This window comes from Nocardia araoensis NBRC 100135 (assembly GCF_000308435.1).
Lineage (GTDB): Bacteria > Actinomycetota > Actinomycetes > Mycobacteriales > Mycobacteriaceae > Nocardia > Nocardia araoensis.
The window spans coordinates 82,975-97,113 of sequence record NZ_BAFR01000034.1; the positions used below are offsets into that span (position 1 = coordinate 82,975).

Here is a 14,139-nt window from a genome sequence, read left to right on the forward strand (position 1 = left end):
ACCATTACAGGCGGTAACAATAATTGCAGACGCGCTTTAATTGCAAGCGCGGGCTATTGTGATCCCTGGCTATCCTGGAAGGCACGACCCCCGATGCCGAAGGAACGCCGATGACCGCGGATGCCGCCCTGACCGGCCTCGCCGATGGTTGGTACGCACTCTCGCTGCTGCACGACCGGATCGAGGCGCACATCGAACGGGCCCTGCAATCCGGCCACGATCTGAGCGTTCGCGAGTACTCCCTGCTGGTCGTCCTGAGCCGCCAGCACGACGGGCCGGGCGGGCACCTGCGGATGAACCAGGTGGCCGAGGCCGTGGTGCTGAGCCAGAGCGCGACCACCCGACTGGTCTCCAGGCTGGAAGATCGCGGCTTGCTCCAGCGCTACCTCTGCCCCGACGACCGTCGCGGTATCTACACCGATGTCACTCCGGCGGGTCTCGACCTGCTCGAACAGGCTCGTCCGACCCACGACGCCGCCCTCGCCGGCGCACTCGGACAAGCGGCCGCCAATCCCGAACTCGCTCCGCTCGTGGCCGCGGTCGAGGCGCTGAACACCCATGGCGCCCGGCCTCGCGACTACCGTCCGGTGTGAGCGCGAGACGGGTCGGCAGATGCGGATCGGCCTACTTCACGGTGACCGAGCCGCGCATGTCCGGGTGCAGAGAGCAGAGATAGCGGTAGGTGCCCGGTGTGGTGAAGGTATAGCTCCACGAGCCTTTGTCGAAGATCGGGCTGTTGATCCCCATGGCCTTGTCGCCGATGCCCTGCACGGTGTGCGGGACCTTGTCGTCGAATTTCCAGGTGACCGTGTCGCCGACCTCGACGGTGACCTCGGCGGGGGAGAATTTCATGTCGTGCACCACGACGGTGGCGGCGGCGGGCTCGCGGTCACCGGTCTGCTGAGCGGTGGAGGTCGGCCCGGCCGGTTTCCGCGTCGTGGTGGCGGCCGGACCGGATTCGTCACCGCCGCAACCGGACAGCAGCAGCGCGCAGGCCAGGGCGACTCCCGTGACGACGCGGACGATCCCGATGCGGCGGACGCTTGGCATGATGGCCAAGCGTAGTAGGCCACACCGACGGAGGGAGCGGCGATGTCCACGCAGCGGGGCTATTTCACCGTAGACGAGGTGCGCGCGGCGGAGGCCGAACTGTTCACCCGGGTGCCGGACGGCGTGCCCATGCGGCGGGCGGCGCACGGTTTGGCCACCGTGGTGGCGGGCGAACTGCGGGAGCGTACCGGCGGTGTCGCGGGGCGGGCGGTGACCCTGCTGATCGGTTCCGGGGACAACGGCGGCGACGCGCTCTGGGCCGGAGCGCAGTTGCGCCGCCGCGGTGTCGCGGTCACCGCGGTACTGCTCAACCCGGAGCGGGCGCACGCCGAAGGCCTCGCCGCGCTGCGCGGGGCGGGCGGTCGAGTCGCCGACGACGCGGGCAGGCCGGACCTGGTGATCGACGGCATCGTCGGCATATCCGGTCGTGGGCCGCTGCGGCCGCGGGCCGCGGAAATCGTCGCGGCCCTCGAAACTCCGATCGTCGCGGCCGACCTGCCCAGCGGCGTCGATCCGGGTACCGGCGCGATCGAGGGCCCGGCCGTGCGCGCGGACGTCACGGTCGCGTTCGGCGCGTACAAGCCGGTGCACGCCCTCGCCGCGCCGCAATGCGGCCGAATCGAACTGGTGCCCATCGGTTTACGTCTTCCTGAGGCGGGTCTCGTCGCGCTGGAGCCTGCGGCCATCGGCGCCGCGTGGCCGGTTCCCGGCCCGGCCGACGACAAATACACGCAGGGTGTGACGGGCGTATGCGCCGGTAGCGCAACGTATCCGGGCGCGGCGGTGCTGTGCGCGGGTGCCGCAGTGGCCGCGACGTCGGGCATGGTGCGGTATGCCGGGACCGCGGCCGCCGAGGTGCTGAACCACTTTCCCGAAGTGATCGCCACTCGGGAGATCGCCGCGGCCGGTCGGGTCCAGTCCTGGGTCTTCGGGCCCGGCGCGGGCACCGATTCCGCCGCAAGGGAACGCCTGCGCGAGATCCTGGCCACCGACCTCCCGGTGGTCATCGACGCCGACGGCCTGACCTTGCTGGCCGCGGAGCCGGACTTGGTGCGCGGTCGTGCGGCGCCGACCGTCCTGACTCCGCACGCGGGCGAGTTCGCCCGGCTCACCGGCCACGAGGTCGGTCCGGACCGGGTGGCCGCGGTTCGCGACTTCGCGGCTTCCTGGCAGGTCACGGTGCTGCTGAAGGGCCGAGCCACGCTTGTCGCCGCCCCCGGCCGTCCCGTGCTGGTCAACGAGGCGGGCGGTTCCTGGGCGGCGACCGCGGGCGCGGGCGACGTACTGTCGGGCATCATCGGAACCTTGCTCGCGGCGGGGCGCGAACCCGCGTGGTCGGCCGCGGCGGCCGCGCGGGTGCACGCACTGGCCGCGAACCTCGCCGCTCATGACGGCGCTTCCGCGGGAACGCCCATCTCGGCAAGCGTCCTTGCAGCTCACGTCCGCCCCGCGATCGGCGTCCTACGCGGCCTCGCCCATCCCTTCTGACCGGTTCGCTCGTCGGCGATGGAACCGGTGCCAGCCGGAAAGCCGCACCGGCACGGGCGCGACTCGATCCGAAGGTGCCGAAAGTCACCTGCCGGTTTCCGGCGAGCGAGCCGGCCGGCGCGCTCAGAGCCGTGCGTCACCTACGTCGGCGCAATCGATGCTGGTCGTGGCGCTCGACACACAGGCAAGGGCGCCACGCAAACCGGTTGGAAGCAGAACCGAGCGCGCCAATAGACTCGACCGGAATCAACGCGACGACTGATCTCGAGAGCACATGGGTAACTCGCCGGGCACGTCCACCATCCAGACGGCATCGAACGCAGGACCTGAACGCGAATCTCGCGCGCCCGACTGGTACGGCCCGAATACGCGGAGAGGCGGCACAGCGCAAGTGGAAACGGTCATCGACCTGGACGCCATCGCCCACAACGTGCGGATCCTGCGGGAACACGCGGGCGACGCCGCGGTGATGGCGGTGGTGAAGGCCGACGGCTACAACCACGGCGCGGTCGAGGTGGGCCGGGCCGCCCTGGCGGCGGGCGCGGCGGAACTGGGCGTCACGACGGTGGGCGAGGCCGTGCAGTTGCGTGCGGCCGGGATCACCGCGCCCATCCTGTGCTGGTTGCACAGCACGGACACCGACTTCGCGGCCGCGGTGGCCGCCGACGTCGAGATCGGCGTCTCCTCGGCGGCTCACCTGCGAGCGGTCGAGGCCGCGGCGCGCGACCTCGGCCGTTCGGCGACGGTCACCCTGAAGGTGGACACCGGCCTGAACCGCAACGGCGTGTCGCCGGTCGAATACCCGGAGGTCCTGACGGCGCTGCGCGCTCTGGTCGACGAGGGTGTGGTGCGGTTCCGCGCGATCTTCTCCCACCTGGCGCACGCCGACGAACCCGAGCACGCCAACAACGACGCGCAACGCGCCCGGTTCCTGGACGCCATCGCCACGGCCAAGGAGCACGGCTTGGAGCCGGAACTGGTGCACATCGCCAACTCCGCCGCCACCCTGGCCCGCCCGGACCTGGCCTTCGACCTGGTCCGGCCGGGCATCGCCATGTACGGCCTGTCCCCGATACCGGACGACGATTTCGGCCTGCGGCCCGCGATGACGTTCCAGGCCCGCGTCGCGCTGGTCAAACGGGTGGCCGCGGGCGAAGGCGTTTCCTACGGGCACCAGTGGATCGCGCCGCACGACACCACCGTCGCACTGATCCCCGCCGGTTACGCCGACGGCGTGTTCCGGCCCTTGAGTGGACGATTCGGCGTCTGGCTCGGCGGTGCGTTGCGCAAGAACGTGGGGCGGGTGTGCATGGATCAGTTCGTCGTCGACCTCGGTGACAACGCGGCGGGCGTCCAGGAAGGCGACACCGCGATTCTCTTCGGTGCGCGACCGCACGCTCAGGAGTGGGCGGACCTGCTCGACACCATCCACTACGAAGTGGTGTGTGCGCCGCGCGGCCGGGTCACCCGGCGCTATGTCGGTGGCGCGCGATGAGCCGCTTCCGGGTGACCCCGCTGCGCGGCGGGCTGGCCACGGTGGGTTTCGTCGGTGCGCTGGCGGGCGCCCACGCCCTGCGCCGCGCGGGTGCGCGGGTGCTGTGGCCCGCCCGGGGCGACGACTACCGCGACGAGAATTTCGCACTCATCGATGCCGACCGCGCGGGGACGGTGCTCGCCGACGACGGTGTGCCCCTCGCCACACGGACCTGCGGCCCCGACGACGCGCCGGTGACGGTGATCTTCGTGCACGGCTTCTGCAACACCATGGCGTCGTTCCACTTTCAGCGTCGTGACCTGGAAAAGCGCTACGGCGCACGGGTTCGCATGGTGTTCTTCGATCTGCGCGGGCACGGCCGCTCCGGCGTGCCGAGCGCGGCGGGCTGCACCGTCGCCCAGCTCGGCAGCGACCTCGCCGCCGTGCTGAACGCCACCGCTGCGGCCGGGCCGGTGGTGCTGGTAGGGCATTCGCTGGGCGGGATGGCGATCCTGGCCGCTGCCGCGCGATTCCCGGAATTGTTCGCGGCCAGGGTGATCGGGATCGCACTCCTTTCGACCGCGGCCGCCGGGGTCACCGCGGCGGGTATCGGGCAGTTGCTGCGCCATCCCGCGATCGACGGCTTCCGGCTGGCGGTGTACACCGCGCCCGCACTGGTCCAGGCGGGCCGAGTCACCGCTCGCCATGTGATCACGCCGATCCTGCACGTCAGCTCGTTCCACGGACCGGTGAGCCCGACCCTCTCGCGCTTCACGACGCTGATGATCGACCAGACGCCGGTGGAGACCATCGTGAAGTTCCTCCAGGCCATCGAGTTGCACGACGAGTCGGCGTCGTTACCAGCGCTGACAGGCACGCCGGTGCTGGTGCTCAGCGGCGGGCACGATCTGGTGATCCCGTTCCGCAACTCGCGTGCGCTGGCCGCCGCCCTGCCGGGCAGCGAGCTCATCCGGCTGGAAGGCGCGGCGCACATGCCGCACCTGCAGTACCCGGACATAGTCAACGCCGCACTGGATCGCTTGCTGGTGCGTGCCGGCGCGATCGACCCGGCGCCGGGAGAGGCATCGGAGGTGACCCGTGGCTGATCCGCGGCATCGGGTGCTGCCCACCGTCGCCGACACCGAGGCGCTGGGCCGGGAACTGGCCACCGATCTGCGCGCCGGGGACCTGGTGGTGCTGGACGGTCCGCTCGGCGCGGGCAAGACCGCGCTCACCCGCGGCATCGCCGAAGGCCTCGGCGTGCAGGGTCGGGTCAGCTCGCCGACGTTCATCATCGCCCGCCAGCACCGCGCGGGGCGGCGTGCCGGCGGCCCGTCGGTGCCCATGGTGCACGTGGACGCCTACCGGCTCAGCGGCGATCTGGACGAGCTGGACGCGCTGGACCTGGACACCGATCTGCATCAGGCGGTGGTCGTGGTGGAGTGGGGCCGCGGCGTGGTGGAGCACCTCGCGGAGCGCCACCTGCGCGTAGTGCTGTCGCGGGCGCCGGACTCCGATGTGCGCACCGCCAGCTGGGAATGGGTGAATTAGCTACCAGGTAGCTCTGCGTCGGCGCCCGCTACCACCCGGTATCGTTGGCCCAATCATGCTTGTACTAGCCGTCGACACCGCGACACCCGCCGTCACCGCGGGACTGGTGGACTTGGAGCAGGGCGCAGGCGCGGCGAATCCGGTCCTGGTGCGCACCGTCGCCTCCCGGGTGCGGGTCGACCCCCGGGCCCATGCCGAGGTACTCACCCCGCAGATCCTCGAATGCCTCACCGAGGCAGGTCGTTCCAGAACCGACATCGACGCGATCGTGGTCGGTGTCGGTCCTGGCCCGTTCACCGGCCTGCGCGTCGGCATGGCCACCGCGGCCGCGTTCGGTGACGCGCTCGGCATCCCGGTGTACGGCGTGTGCAGCCTCGACGCGATCGCCGCCGACGCGGCCGCCGACCCCGCGGTGCCGCCCCCGGTCGAGCTCCCGCCCGAGGCCGAACTGCTCGTCGTGACCGACGCCCGGCGGCGCGAAGTGTATTGGGCGCGGTACCGGGAGGGCGCGCGCGTGGCTGGACCCGAGGTATGCAAGCCTTCGGATTTGGACACGGCCGAGGCCACGGCGATCGCCGGATCCGCCTCGCACGTCGACTACTTCGATCTCCCCGTGCTTCCCGCCGAGACGCCGTCGCCCGCCGGACTGGTGCGCGTCGCGGCTGCCGAGCTGCTGTCTGGCAGTGTGCCGGAACCGTTGGTTCCGCTGTACCTGCGCAGGCCGGACGCGGTCGAGAACGCCTACCGCCGACTCGACCGGACGGGTGCGTGAGGCCGGTGACATTCCGAATCGCGCCGATGGTGACCGCCGACATCACGCGCTGCGTCGAGTTGGAGCAGTTGCTGTTCCCGGAGGACGACCCGTGGGCCGCCGTGGCGTTCCAATCCGAGCTGGCCGGGCGGCACAACCGCTACATCACCGCGCGCGACGACGACGGGCGAATGGTCGGCTACGCGGGTATCGCCCTGCTGGGTGATGCCGAACACCCCGAGGCCGAGGTGCACACCATCGGCGTCGATCCCGGCCGCCATCGCGCGGGTGTCGGCACGCTTCTGCTGGAGGCGCTGCTCGCCGAGGCGGACCGCCGCGGTGGACCGGTGTTCCTGGAGGTCCGCACCGACAACGCACCGGCGATCGCGCTGTACGCCAAGCACGGTTTCCACATCATCGGATTGCGCAAGAACTACTACCACCCCAGTGGCGCGGACGCGTACACCATGCGCCGCCCCGCGCTGGCCGGCGAGCACCGCTGGCGCACACCGGACGAGGTGCTGTCGTGATCATCATGGGCATCGAAAGCTCCTGCGACGAGACCGGTGTCGGTATCGTCCGCAGGAACCCCGACGGCAGCTGCGAACTGCTCGCCGACGAGGTCGCCTCCAGCGTCGACCAGCACGCGCGCTTCGGCGGCGTCGTCCCCGAGATCGCCTCGCGCGCCCATCTCGAGGCGATCGTGCCCGCCATGCGCCGCGCGCTGTCGGCCGCGGGTATCGCCAAACCGGACGCGCTGGCGGTGACCATCGGCCCCGGCTTGGCCGGTGCGCTGCTGGTCGGTGTCGCCGCCGCGAAAGCGTATGCGGCGGCGTGGGATGTGCCCTTCTACGCGCTCAACCATCTCGGCGGGCACGTCGCGGTGGACACCTTGGAACACGGGCCGATGCCGCCGTGCGTCGCGCTGCTGGTGTCGGGCGGGCACACGCACCTGCTGCATGTCACGGATCTGGCCGAGCCCATCGTCGAATTGGGCAGCACCGTCGACGACGCGGCGGGCGAGGCGTTCGACAAGGTGGCGCGGCTGCTCGGACTCGGCTTCCCCGGCGGTCCGGCGCTGGATGCCGCCGCGGCGACCGGTGATCCGCGCGCCATCGCCTTTCCCCGCGGCATGACCGGGCCGCGCGACCCGCGCTACGACTTCTCCTTCTCCGGCCTCAAGACCGCGGTGGCCCGCTACGTGGAGGCGGCCCAGCGCGACGGCGTCGCCGCCGAGGATCTGCCCATCCCCGATATCGCGGCGTCCTTCCAGGAGTCGGTCGCGGATGTGCTCACCATGAAGGCGGTTCGCGCTGCCCAGGACGTCGGTGTCGGCACGCTGGTGCTCGGTGGTGGCGCGACGGCCAACTCGCGGATCCGCTCGATGGCCGAGGAACGCTGCGCCGCGGCCGGTTTGACCCTGCGCGTGCCCAAGCCCCGGCTGTGCACGGACAACGGGGTGATGATCGCCGCGCTCGGCGCGCATGTCATCGCGGGTGGCGCGGCCGCTTCGCCGCTGACGGTCGCCACGGATCCTGGTCTGCCGGTGTCGGTCAGTATGGTTCGCTGACCGGGCCGGATTCAGCGCACCAACGGGCGTGGCCGCACGGGATTCCGGTGAGATCGCCGGGCCGTCGTGCGGCCGAATCAGTTCGGTGTGAGCAGTCCGGGATGCGTCGCCGACCCCGAATTCCCCCGGAGCGGGAGCGGCAGGCTCGACTGCGCGGGCGTCTGGGTGGGCGCCGGACTCGCGCCGGGCCCCGCGGGGTACCACGTCCGGTTCGGCGACTCGGGTGAATTGGTCGATGCCGCATTCGGATTCCCGAACAGGGGGCCGAGCAGTTCGGGGAACGGAATCGGCGGAAGGTTCGGATCCGGGCGCAGCGTGGGCTGCGTGGGTGTGATCACCTGCGTGGACGACGGCCCGCCGGTCGTGCTCTGCGGTCCGCGTTCCGTGGTCGTCGGGGCGATGCCGGTGCTGTCCGGCGTGCGGCCGTGCGGCGTGGTGGCCGCCGTGGTCGCCGGCGGTACGGATGTCGGGTTCGGCAGTTGCGACGCGCTGCTCGTGGTCCCCGCTGGGGAGACCTCGTCATCCGAGGTCGGCGCGAACGTCTTGACCCCGTAACCGACGATCAGTCCGACGACAACGATCGCGCCGGCCAGCGTGCCGAACACCTTGGTGACGGTCCCCGCGGGCGCGTCGCCGCCGAGCCCGCCCACCGGGAACACCGAGGGCTGCACCGAATCGGCGACCAGCGCCGCGCCTTTCGCGGTCACCGCCTCGGGATCCGGCACGGTGAACACCGGGACGTCCAAAGCGGCGGTGAGCGTGTCGAGCACCGCGGGAATGTTGGCGCCGCCGCCGATGACCGCCACCGCCTGCGGCTGCCTGGGCGCCCGGGTGAACGACATCGTGACGAACCGCGCCAGGTCACGCAGCAGGTCGGCGATCAACTCTTCGAAGTCGGCCCTGGTCAGCTTCAGCGGACGGCCTGCGACGTGGTCGATGGTGACCGCGGGTGCGATGGACAGGTGCTCCTTCGCCGCGCGGCCCCGGTTGGTGAGCATGCCGCGGTTCGGGCGGGTACCGCGCCGGGCGAAGTGCAGGTCCACCAGATGGTGGTAGATGAGGTCGTCGATCGCCTTGCCGCTGACGGTCGCGGTGCGATCGGAACGGAGCAGGGAGCCGTCGGCGCGGTCGGCGACGGTGACACTGAGCCCGGAGGCGCCGAGATCGACGATGGCGACGGTGTCGTAGCGATCGAGCAGGCCGGTGTGCCGCAGGTAGGTCAGCGCGGCGGTGCCCTCCGGGATCAGCCGCAGCTCACGCTGTTTGCCGGTGGCCGAGCGGATGATCTGGGCCTGCTCCTTGGTGCGGTAGGCGACCGCGACGCTGGTGGGCGGGCGCCCGGTCACCGGCTCGAAGTCACGTGGCCCGCCCGCGAAACGACCGCCGACCGGACGGATGATCTCGCGCGGCGGCTGCGTGGTCGGCAGCTGGGTCGTCATCAGCTCGATGGAGGACGCCACCAGGTCGCCGAGATCGGAATGGGCCGCGTCGGCGGACACGACGCGGTAATCGAAGCTCTGCGTGCCGTTCGGCGCGGTGGAGACCAACGCCGAGCACACGACCTCTGCCCCGGCCGAGATGCCGAGGGATGTTCGCATGTTCACCTCCCTTCGAGCGGATGGTCATGGTGTCGCCGACCATCTCGAATGGACTGCCGGACCGCCGTATGGATGACGCGCGACCCGGACCGGGAAACGAACCGGCCCCTTGTCCGGGTGGGTCGCGGGGACCGGCCATGGATCACGTGTGTCTTGCTCTCTGGTGAAGCTGGTGGTGCAACGATCGTGCTGCGGCGCTGCGAGTTTCGGCGACGCTGTGGTCATCCCTGTGCCGCCGCGCCGCCGCCCGAGGAGCGACGAACCGGCGGCCGGACCGCAGCCGTCGTCAATAGTGTCACAATCCGTTATCCGAACGTTACTGTTTTCCCGAACTTATCGGCAAGCCCACGGCGTGGCGGGCGCGCCGCGCAAAAGTTGGCACCGCCCAGCCTTGAGCGCTGGCACTCTCATGTATAGAGTGCTAGTCGGCACTGTGTGTAGTGCTTGTGCCAGCAGCTTGACCACTGGGCAGGGGTCCCGGCACCCGCGACGACGGGGCTATGCGCAGGGTCAGCATCGTGACCAACCGACGAGTTCGGAGCGACGAGTTCCGGACGACCGAATCCCCTGAAAGTGGAGGGCTCAACGTGGCGAGCGTGAACATCAAGCCGCTCGAGGACAAGATCCTCGTCCAGGCCAACGAGGCCGAGACGACGACGGCCTCCGGCCTGGTCATCCCCGACACGGCGAAGGAAAAGCCGCAAGAGGGCACCGTTGTCGCCGTCGGTCCCGGCCGGTGGGACGACGAGGGCGAGAAGCGCATCCCGCTGGATGTCCAGGAGGGTGACACCGTCATCTACAGCAAGTACGGCGGCACCGAGATCAAGTACCAGGGCGAGGAGTACCTCATCCTGTCGGCGCGCGACGTGCTGGCCGTCGTCACCAAGTAGCCGATCAGGCACGCATGCGTTCCGCCCCGGTGTCTTTCCCGACCCGGGGCGGAGTGCGTTCGGCGCCGACACCACGGCACTGAAACACGCGGTGCGAGCGACGGGCCCGGAGGCGGCAGCCTGCGTGGCGACGATGGGACCCGGGAGCGCCGCAATCCACTACAGGAGCGAATCCCCATGGCAAAGCAGATCGAGTTCGACGAGAAGGCTCGCCGGGCTCTGGAACGCGGCGTCGACAAGCTCGCCGACGCCGTGAAGGTCACCCTGGGCCCGCGCGGACGGCACGTCGTACTCGCGAAGTCCTTCGGCGGCCCGACCGTCACCAACGACGGCGTCACCATCGCGCGCGACATCGAGCTGGAAGACCCGTTCGAGAACCTCGGCGCGCAGCTGGTCAAGAGCGTCGCCACCAAGACCAACGACGTGGCGGGCGACGGCACCACCACCGCCACCGTGCTGGCCCAGGCGCTGGTGCGCGCCGGGCTGAAGAACGTTGCGGCCGGGGCGAACCCGATCGCGGTCGGCTCCGGCATCGCCAAGGCCGCCGACGCGGTCTCCGAGGCGCTGCTCGCGCTGGCCACCCCGGTCTCCGGCGAGCAGGCCATCGCGCAGGTCGCGACCGTGTCCTCGCGGGACGAGGAGATCGGCGAGATGGTCGGCAAGGCGCTGACCACCGTGGGCAAGGACGGCGTGGTCACCGTCGAGGAGTCCTCGACGCTGCAGACCGAACTCGTCGTCACCGAGGGCGTGCAGTTCGACAAGGGCTACCTCTCGCCCTACTTCGTCACCGATCCCGACAGCCAGCAGGCGATCCTCGAGGACGCGTTCGTCCTGCTGCACCGCGAGAAGATCAGCTCGCTGCCGGACTTCCTGCCGCTGCTGGAGAAGATCGCCGAGAGCGGCAAGCCCGTCCTGATCATCGCCGAGGACGTCGAAGGCGAGGCGCTGTCGACCCTGGTGGTCAACGCGATCCGCAAGACGATCAAGGCCGTGGCGGTCAAGGCGCCGTTCTTCGGCGACCGCCGCAAGGCGTTCCTCGACGACCTGGCCGTGGTCACCGGCGGCACCGTGGTGAACCCCGACCTGGGCATCACCCTGCGCGAGGCCGGCCTGGACGTGCTCGGCAAGGTGCGTCGCGTCGTCGTCACCAAGGACGACACCACGATCATCGACGGCGCCGGTTCCGCCGCGGACGTGGAGGCGCGGGTCGCGCAGCTGCGCCGCGAGATCGAGGCCACCGATTCCGACTGGGATCGCGAGAAGCTGGAGGAGCGGCTGGCCAAGCTGGCCGGCGGTGTCGCGGTGATCAAGGTCGGCGCGGCCACCGAGACCGCGCTCAAGGAGCGCAAGTACCGCGTCGAGGACGCGGTGAGCGCCGCCAAGGCCGCCGTGGAAGAGGGCATCGTGCCCGGTGGCGGCACCGCGCTGGTGCAGGCGAGCGGCAAGCTCGTCGAGCTGCGCGATTCGCTGTCCGGTGACGAGGCCGTCGGCGTCGAGGTGGTTCGCACCGCGCTGCAGGCGCCGCTGTACTGGATCGCCACCAACGCGGGCCTGGACGGCGCCGTGGTGGTCAGCAAGGTGGCCGAGGGCAAGGAGGGCTTCAACGCCGCCACGCTCACCTACGGCGACCTGCTCACCGACGGCGTCGTCGACCCGGTGAAGGTGACCCGTTCGGCCGTCGTGAACGCGGCGTCGGTCGCGCGCATGGTGCTCACCACCGAGAGCGCCGTGGTCGACAAGCCCGCCGAAGAGCAGAACGATCACGGCCACCACGGCCACGCGCACTGACCCTTCGGTACAACGCACGGACAAGGCCCTCGAACCGCGTGGTTCGGGGGCCTTGCCGTATCCGACCGCGCCCCGCAAGCGGGGCGGGACCGTGACTACCGGTGAGACCGAGGGAGTTCCGAGGCTCGACACGCTGTCTTCCGCAGGGCCGGAAGGAGGCCGCGGGAGGGTCCGGACCGCTGGAGTCGGGTACGCGTGGAGCGGAAAGCCTGGCGGGACGCCGGATTCAGCTGGCGACCGGTGGCTGCTCGGCGGCGATGGCCGCGAGTAGGCGAGCACGCAGCGACGGCGGCGGAGTGACCGCCGTGGCTGTGGCGAGAACGGCGAGCGCTTCTTTCGTGTCTCTGACTTCCTGGATGAACTCCGCGCGTAGCACGGGGTCCTCGCTGTCGAGCAGTTCTTGCACTTCCTGATGGTCTTCGTCGTCGATCGATCCGAGCGCGACGGTGTGCGCGAGATCGATCCGGCGTTCGTTCATCTCACGTCACCCCCAAACTTTTCTTCAGTCGTGTCAATCCGTCCCGAATCCGGGACTTCACAGTGGGTAAACCTACGTCGAGGTAGGTAGCTACCTCCGCGTAGGTGCGCCCGCCGTAATAGGCGAGCGAGATGGCTTCCCGCTGGGTTTCGGTGAGTGTGGCGAGACCAGCCAGGACGGCCTGTTGTTCGAGCCTGCGCTCGACCTCTTCGGTGACCTCGTCGAATTCGTTGCCGAGCACCCGGATGCCGTAGGCGACTTCGCGCTGGGTGTGGGCCTGCTCGGCGCGGACCCGGTCGACGGCACGCCGGTGGGCGAGCGTCATCAACCAGGTGACCGCGGAACCTTTCGCCGGGTCGAAACTCGATGCCATCCGCCAGATCTGCAGATAGACCTCTTGCGTGGTCTCCTCCGCGTATCCCGGATCGTGCAGAACGCGCAACACCAGACCGAAGACGCGCGCACACGTCCGGTCGTACAGTTCGGCGAATGCTTCCTGGTCGGCTCGACCGCATCGAAGTAAAAGCGCGGCTAGCTCGATACTTTCGGCTGCGCGTGCCGTAACCGCAGAATCCACCGTGGGTGGGAAGGCTTCTCTTCGGAACGAGTCGCCCTCTGCGGCCGACGGCCGCGTTGTCACAACGCTCCATTCTGTGTCATCGGTCACTACCGTAGCTTGCCGCTATGACCTCCCTTCCGGTGGGGTGGCCACAAGCTCGTCGTGGACCGGCGCCGCGTTGCGGAAAGCGCCGATACGCCGGACATCTCGGGAAGACAAGCCGTGACACGCCGAGCACTGTCGCACCGTGCCGGAACCACCGCGTGCGCGGTTCCGGGGCCTGGCTCGGCGGCCGGCCGATCGATGGTGACGATCGGAGCCCACGCGCCGACCTTCGGCAAGGAACCGATCACCGTGTCGCGTGAGCGGCTCGGCCGAAGCATGTTGCAGTGGCCCGTTGTTTGCTAGGGATTCGATGCCCGGTGGCGTGCGGATGGGAGCCGATTGATTCAGACGGCCATGCGGCGGCGGTTGCGCCGCGCGTGCATCTCGCGCTCGGTCTCCGACATGCCGCCCCAGATGCCATACGGCTCGCTGACTTTCAGCGCGTGGGCGCGGCACTGCATGAGCACCGGGCAGGTGCGGCAGATCTCCTTGGCGCGCATCTCGCGCGCGGTGCGGGCTCGGCCACGTTCACCATCGGGATGGAAGAACACCGCGGAATCCTGCCCGCGGCACGATCCTCGCATCTGCCAATCCCAGACATCGGCGTTGGGTCCCGGGAGGTGGGTCGGCATGGGCATGGTGAACTCCTCGTGGTGCGAGCTCGTCAGCGTTGTCGAGCAGTTGTTCTGCAACAGTTGTGGGCCACGACGCCGTGTCGGCGGGGGTGCCCGGGGGGCCTCGCCCTTCGTGGTCGCTGCAATTTCGCGCGGCGCCGTCCGTGGCGATGAGCTACGTTAGGTCCAGCCGCGAAATTCCGTCAATAGTTCGACGCAGCAC

The 14,139-nt window shown here is 70.0% G+C and carries 15 protein-coding genes; 10 read left to right on the top strand and 5 right to left on the bottom strand.

Annotated elements, in window-relative coordinates; all coding sequences use genetic code 11:
- Positions 1-110 precede the first annotated feature (110 nt).
- Complete coding sequence (locus ON21_RS04710; protein ID WP_039795710.1) at positions 111-593, top strand: MarR family winged helix-turn-helix transcriptional regulator; 483 nt, start codon at positions 111-113, stop codon at positions 591-593.
- A gap of 31 nt (positions 594-624) precedes the next feature.
- Here the strand turns inward: ON21_RS04710 and ON21_RS04715 are convergent, their stop codons facing one another.
- Complete coding sequence (locus ON21_RS04715) at positions 625-1,050, bottom strand: cupredoxin domain-containing protein (RefSeq protein WP_039795712.1); 426 nt, start codon at positions 1,048-1,050, stop codon at positions 625-627.
- A gap of 42 nt (positions 1,051-1,092) precedes the next feature.
- On the opposite strand from ON21_RS04715, the gene ON21_RS04720 reads away from it, so the two are divergent.
- From ON21_RS04720 to tsaD, 7 genes are all read left to right on the top strand, one after another.
- A complete protein-coding gene (locus tag ON21_RS04720; RefSeq protein WP_039795713.1) occupies positions 1,093-2,538 on the top strand; it encodes an NAD(P)H-hydrate dehydratase in 1,446 nt (481 codons plus the stop codon).
- A 274-nt stretch (positions 2,539-2,812) separates the two neighbouring features.
- Entirely contained in the window at positions 2,813-4,033 is a 1,221-nt protein-coding gene (alr, locus tag ON21_RS04725; RefSeq protein WP_083880391.1) for an alanine racemase, read from the top strand.
- Positions 4,030-5,118 (top strand): alpha/beta fold hydrolase, encoded by a 1,089-nt coding sequence (locus ON21_RS04730; RefSeq protein ID WP_039795717.1) that lies wholly within the window; start codon positions 4,030-4,032, stop codon positions 5,116-5,118. The genes alr and ON21_RS04730 overlap by 4 nt, the downstream gene beginning before the upstream one ends.
- Positions 5,111-5,563 carry a tRNA (adenosine(37)-N6)-threonylcarbamoyltransferase complex ATPase subunit type 1 TsaE gene (gene tsaE, locus ON21_RS04735; RefSeq protein WP_039795720.1) on the top strand — a complete coding sequence of 151 codons (453 nt, stop codon included), beginning with the start codon at positions 5,111-5,113 and terminating at the stop codon, positions 5,561-5,563. Before ON21_RS04730 ends, tsaE begins: the two co-directional genes overlap by 8 nt.
- 55 nt (positions 5,564-5,618) lie before the next feature.
- Positions 5,619-6,335 carry a tRNA (adenosine(37)-N6)-threonylcarbamoyltransferase complex dimerization subunit type 1 TsaB gene (gene tsaB, locus ON21_RS04740; RefSeq protein ID WP_039795722.1) on the top strand — a complete coding sequence of 239 codons (717 nt, stop codon included), beginning with the start codon at positions 5,619-5,621 and terminating at the stop codon, positions 6,333-6,335.
- A 5-nt stretch (positions 6,336-6,340) separates the two neighbouring features.
- Positions 6,341-6,844 (top strand): ribosomal protein S18-alanine N-acetyltransferase, encoded by a 504-nt coding sequence (rimI, locus tag ON21_RS04745; RefSeq protein WP_039796163.1) that lies wholly within the window; start codon positions 6,341-6,343, stop codon positions 6,842-6,844.
- Positions 6,841-7,884 (top strand): tRNA (adenosine(37)-N6)-threonylcarbamoyltransferase complex transferase subunit TsaD, encoded by a 1,044-nt coding sequence (tsaD, locus tag ON21_RS04750; protein WP_039795724.1) that lies wholly within the window; start codon positions 6,841-6,843, stop codon positions 7,882-7,884. The genes rimI and tsaD overlap by 4 nt, the downstream gene beginning before the upstream one ends.
- Positions 7,885-7,961: 77 nt before the next feature.
- Here the strand turns inward: tsaD and ON21_RS04755 are convergent, their stop codons facing one another.
- Complete coding sequence (locus ON21_RS04755) at positions 7,962-9,482, bottom strand: DUF7159 family protein (protein ID WP_039795726.1); 1,521 nt, start codon at positions 9,480-9,482, stop codon at positions 7,962-7,964.
- Between the two features lie 587 nt (positions 9,483-10,069).
- Between ON21_RS04755 and groES the strand changes: the two genes are divergently transcribed.
- On the top strand, positions 10,070-10,372 hold the full coding sequence (gene groES / locus ON21_RS04760; RefSeq protein ID WP_028479292.1) for a co-chaperone GroES: 303 nt from the start codon (positions 10,070-10,072) through the stop codon (positions 10,370-10,372).
- Between the two features lie 177 nt (positions 10,373-10,549).
- Positions 10,550-12,160, top strand: coding sequence for a chaperonin GroEL (groL, locus tag ON21_RS04765; RefSeq protein ID WP_039795731.1), 1,611 nt, complete (start codon positions 10,550-10,552; stop codon positions 12,158-12,160).
- 226 nt (positions 12,161-12,386) lie between these two features.
- Here groL and ON21_RS04770 read toward each other — a convergent pair whose 3' ends face one another.
- The 3 genes from ON21_RS04770 to ON21_RS04780 form a co-directional block, all read right to left on the bottom strand.
- Complete coding sequence (locus ON21_RS04770; RefSeq protein WP_039795733.1) at positions 12,387-12,638, bottom strand: RskA family anti-sigma factor; 252 nt, start codon at positions 12,636-12,638, stop codon at positions 12,387-12,389.
- A gap of 1 nt (position 12,639) precedes the next feature.
- Positions 12,640-13,215 (bottom strand): sigma-70 family RNA polymerase sigma factor, encoded by a 576-nt coding sequence (locus tag ON21_RS04775; RefSeq protein WP_039795735.1) that lies wholly within the window; start codon positions 13,213-13,215, stop codon positions 12,640-12,642.
- Positions 13,216-13,646: 431 nt separating this feature from the next.
- A complete protein-coding gene (locus ON21_RS04780) occupies positions 13,647-13,940 on the bottom strand; it encodes a WhiB family transcriptional regulator (RefSeq protein WP_039796164.1) in 294 nt (97 codons plus the stop codon).
- Between the last annotated feature and the right edge of the window lie 199 nt (positions 13,941-14,139).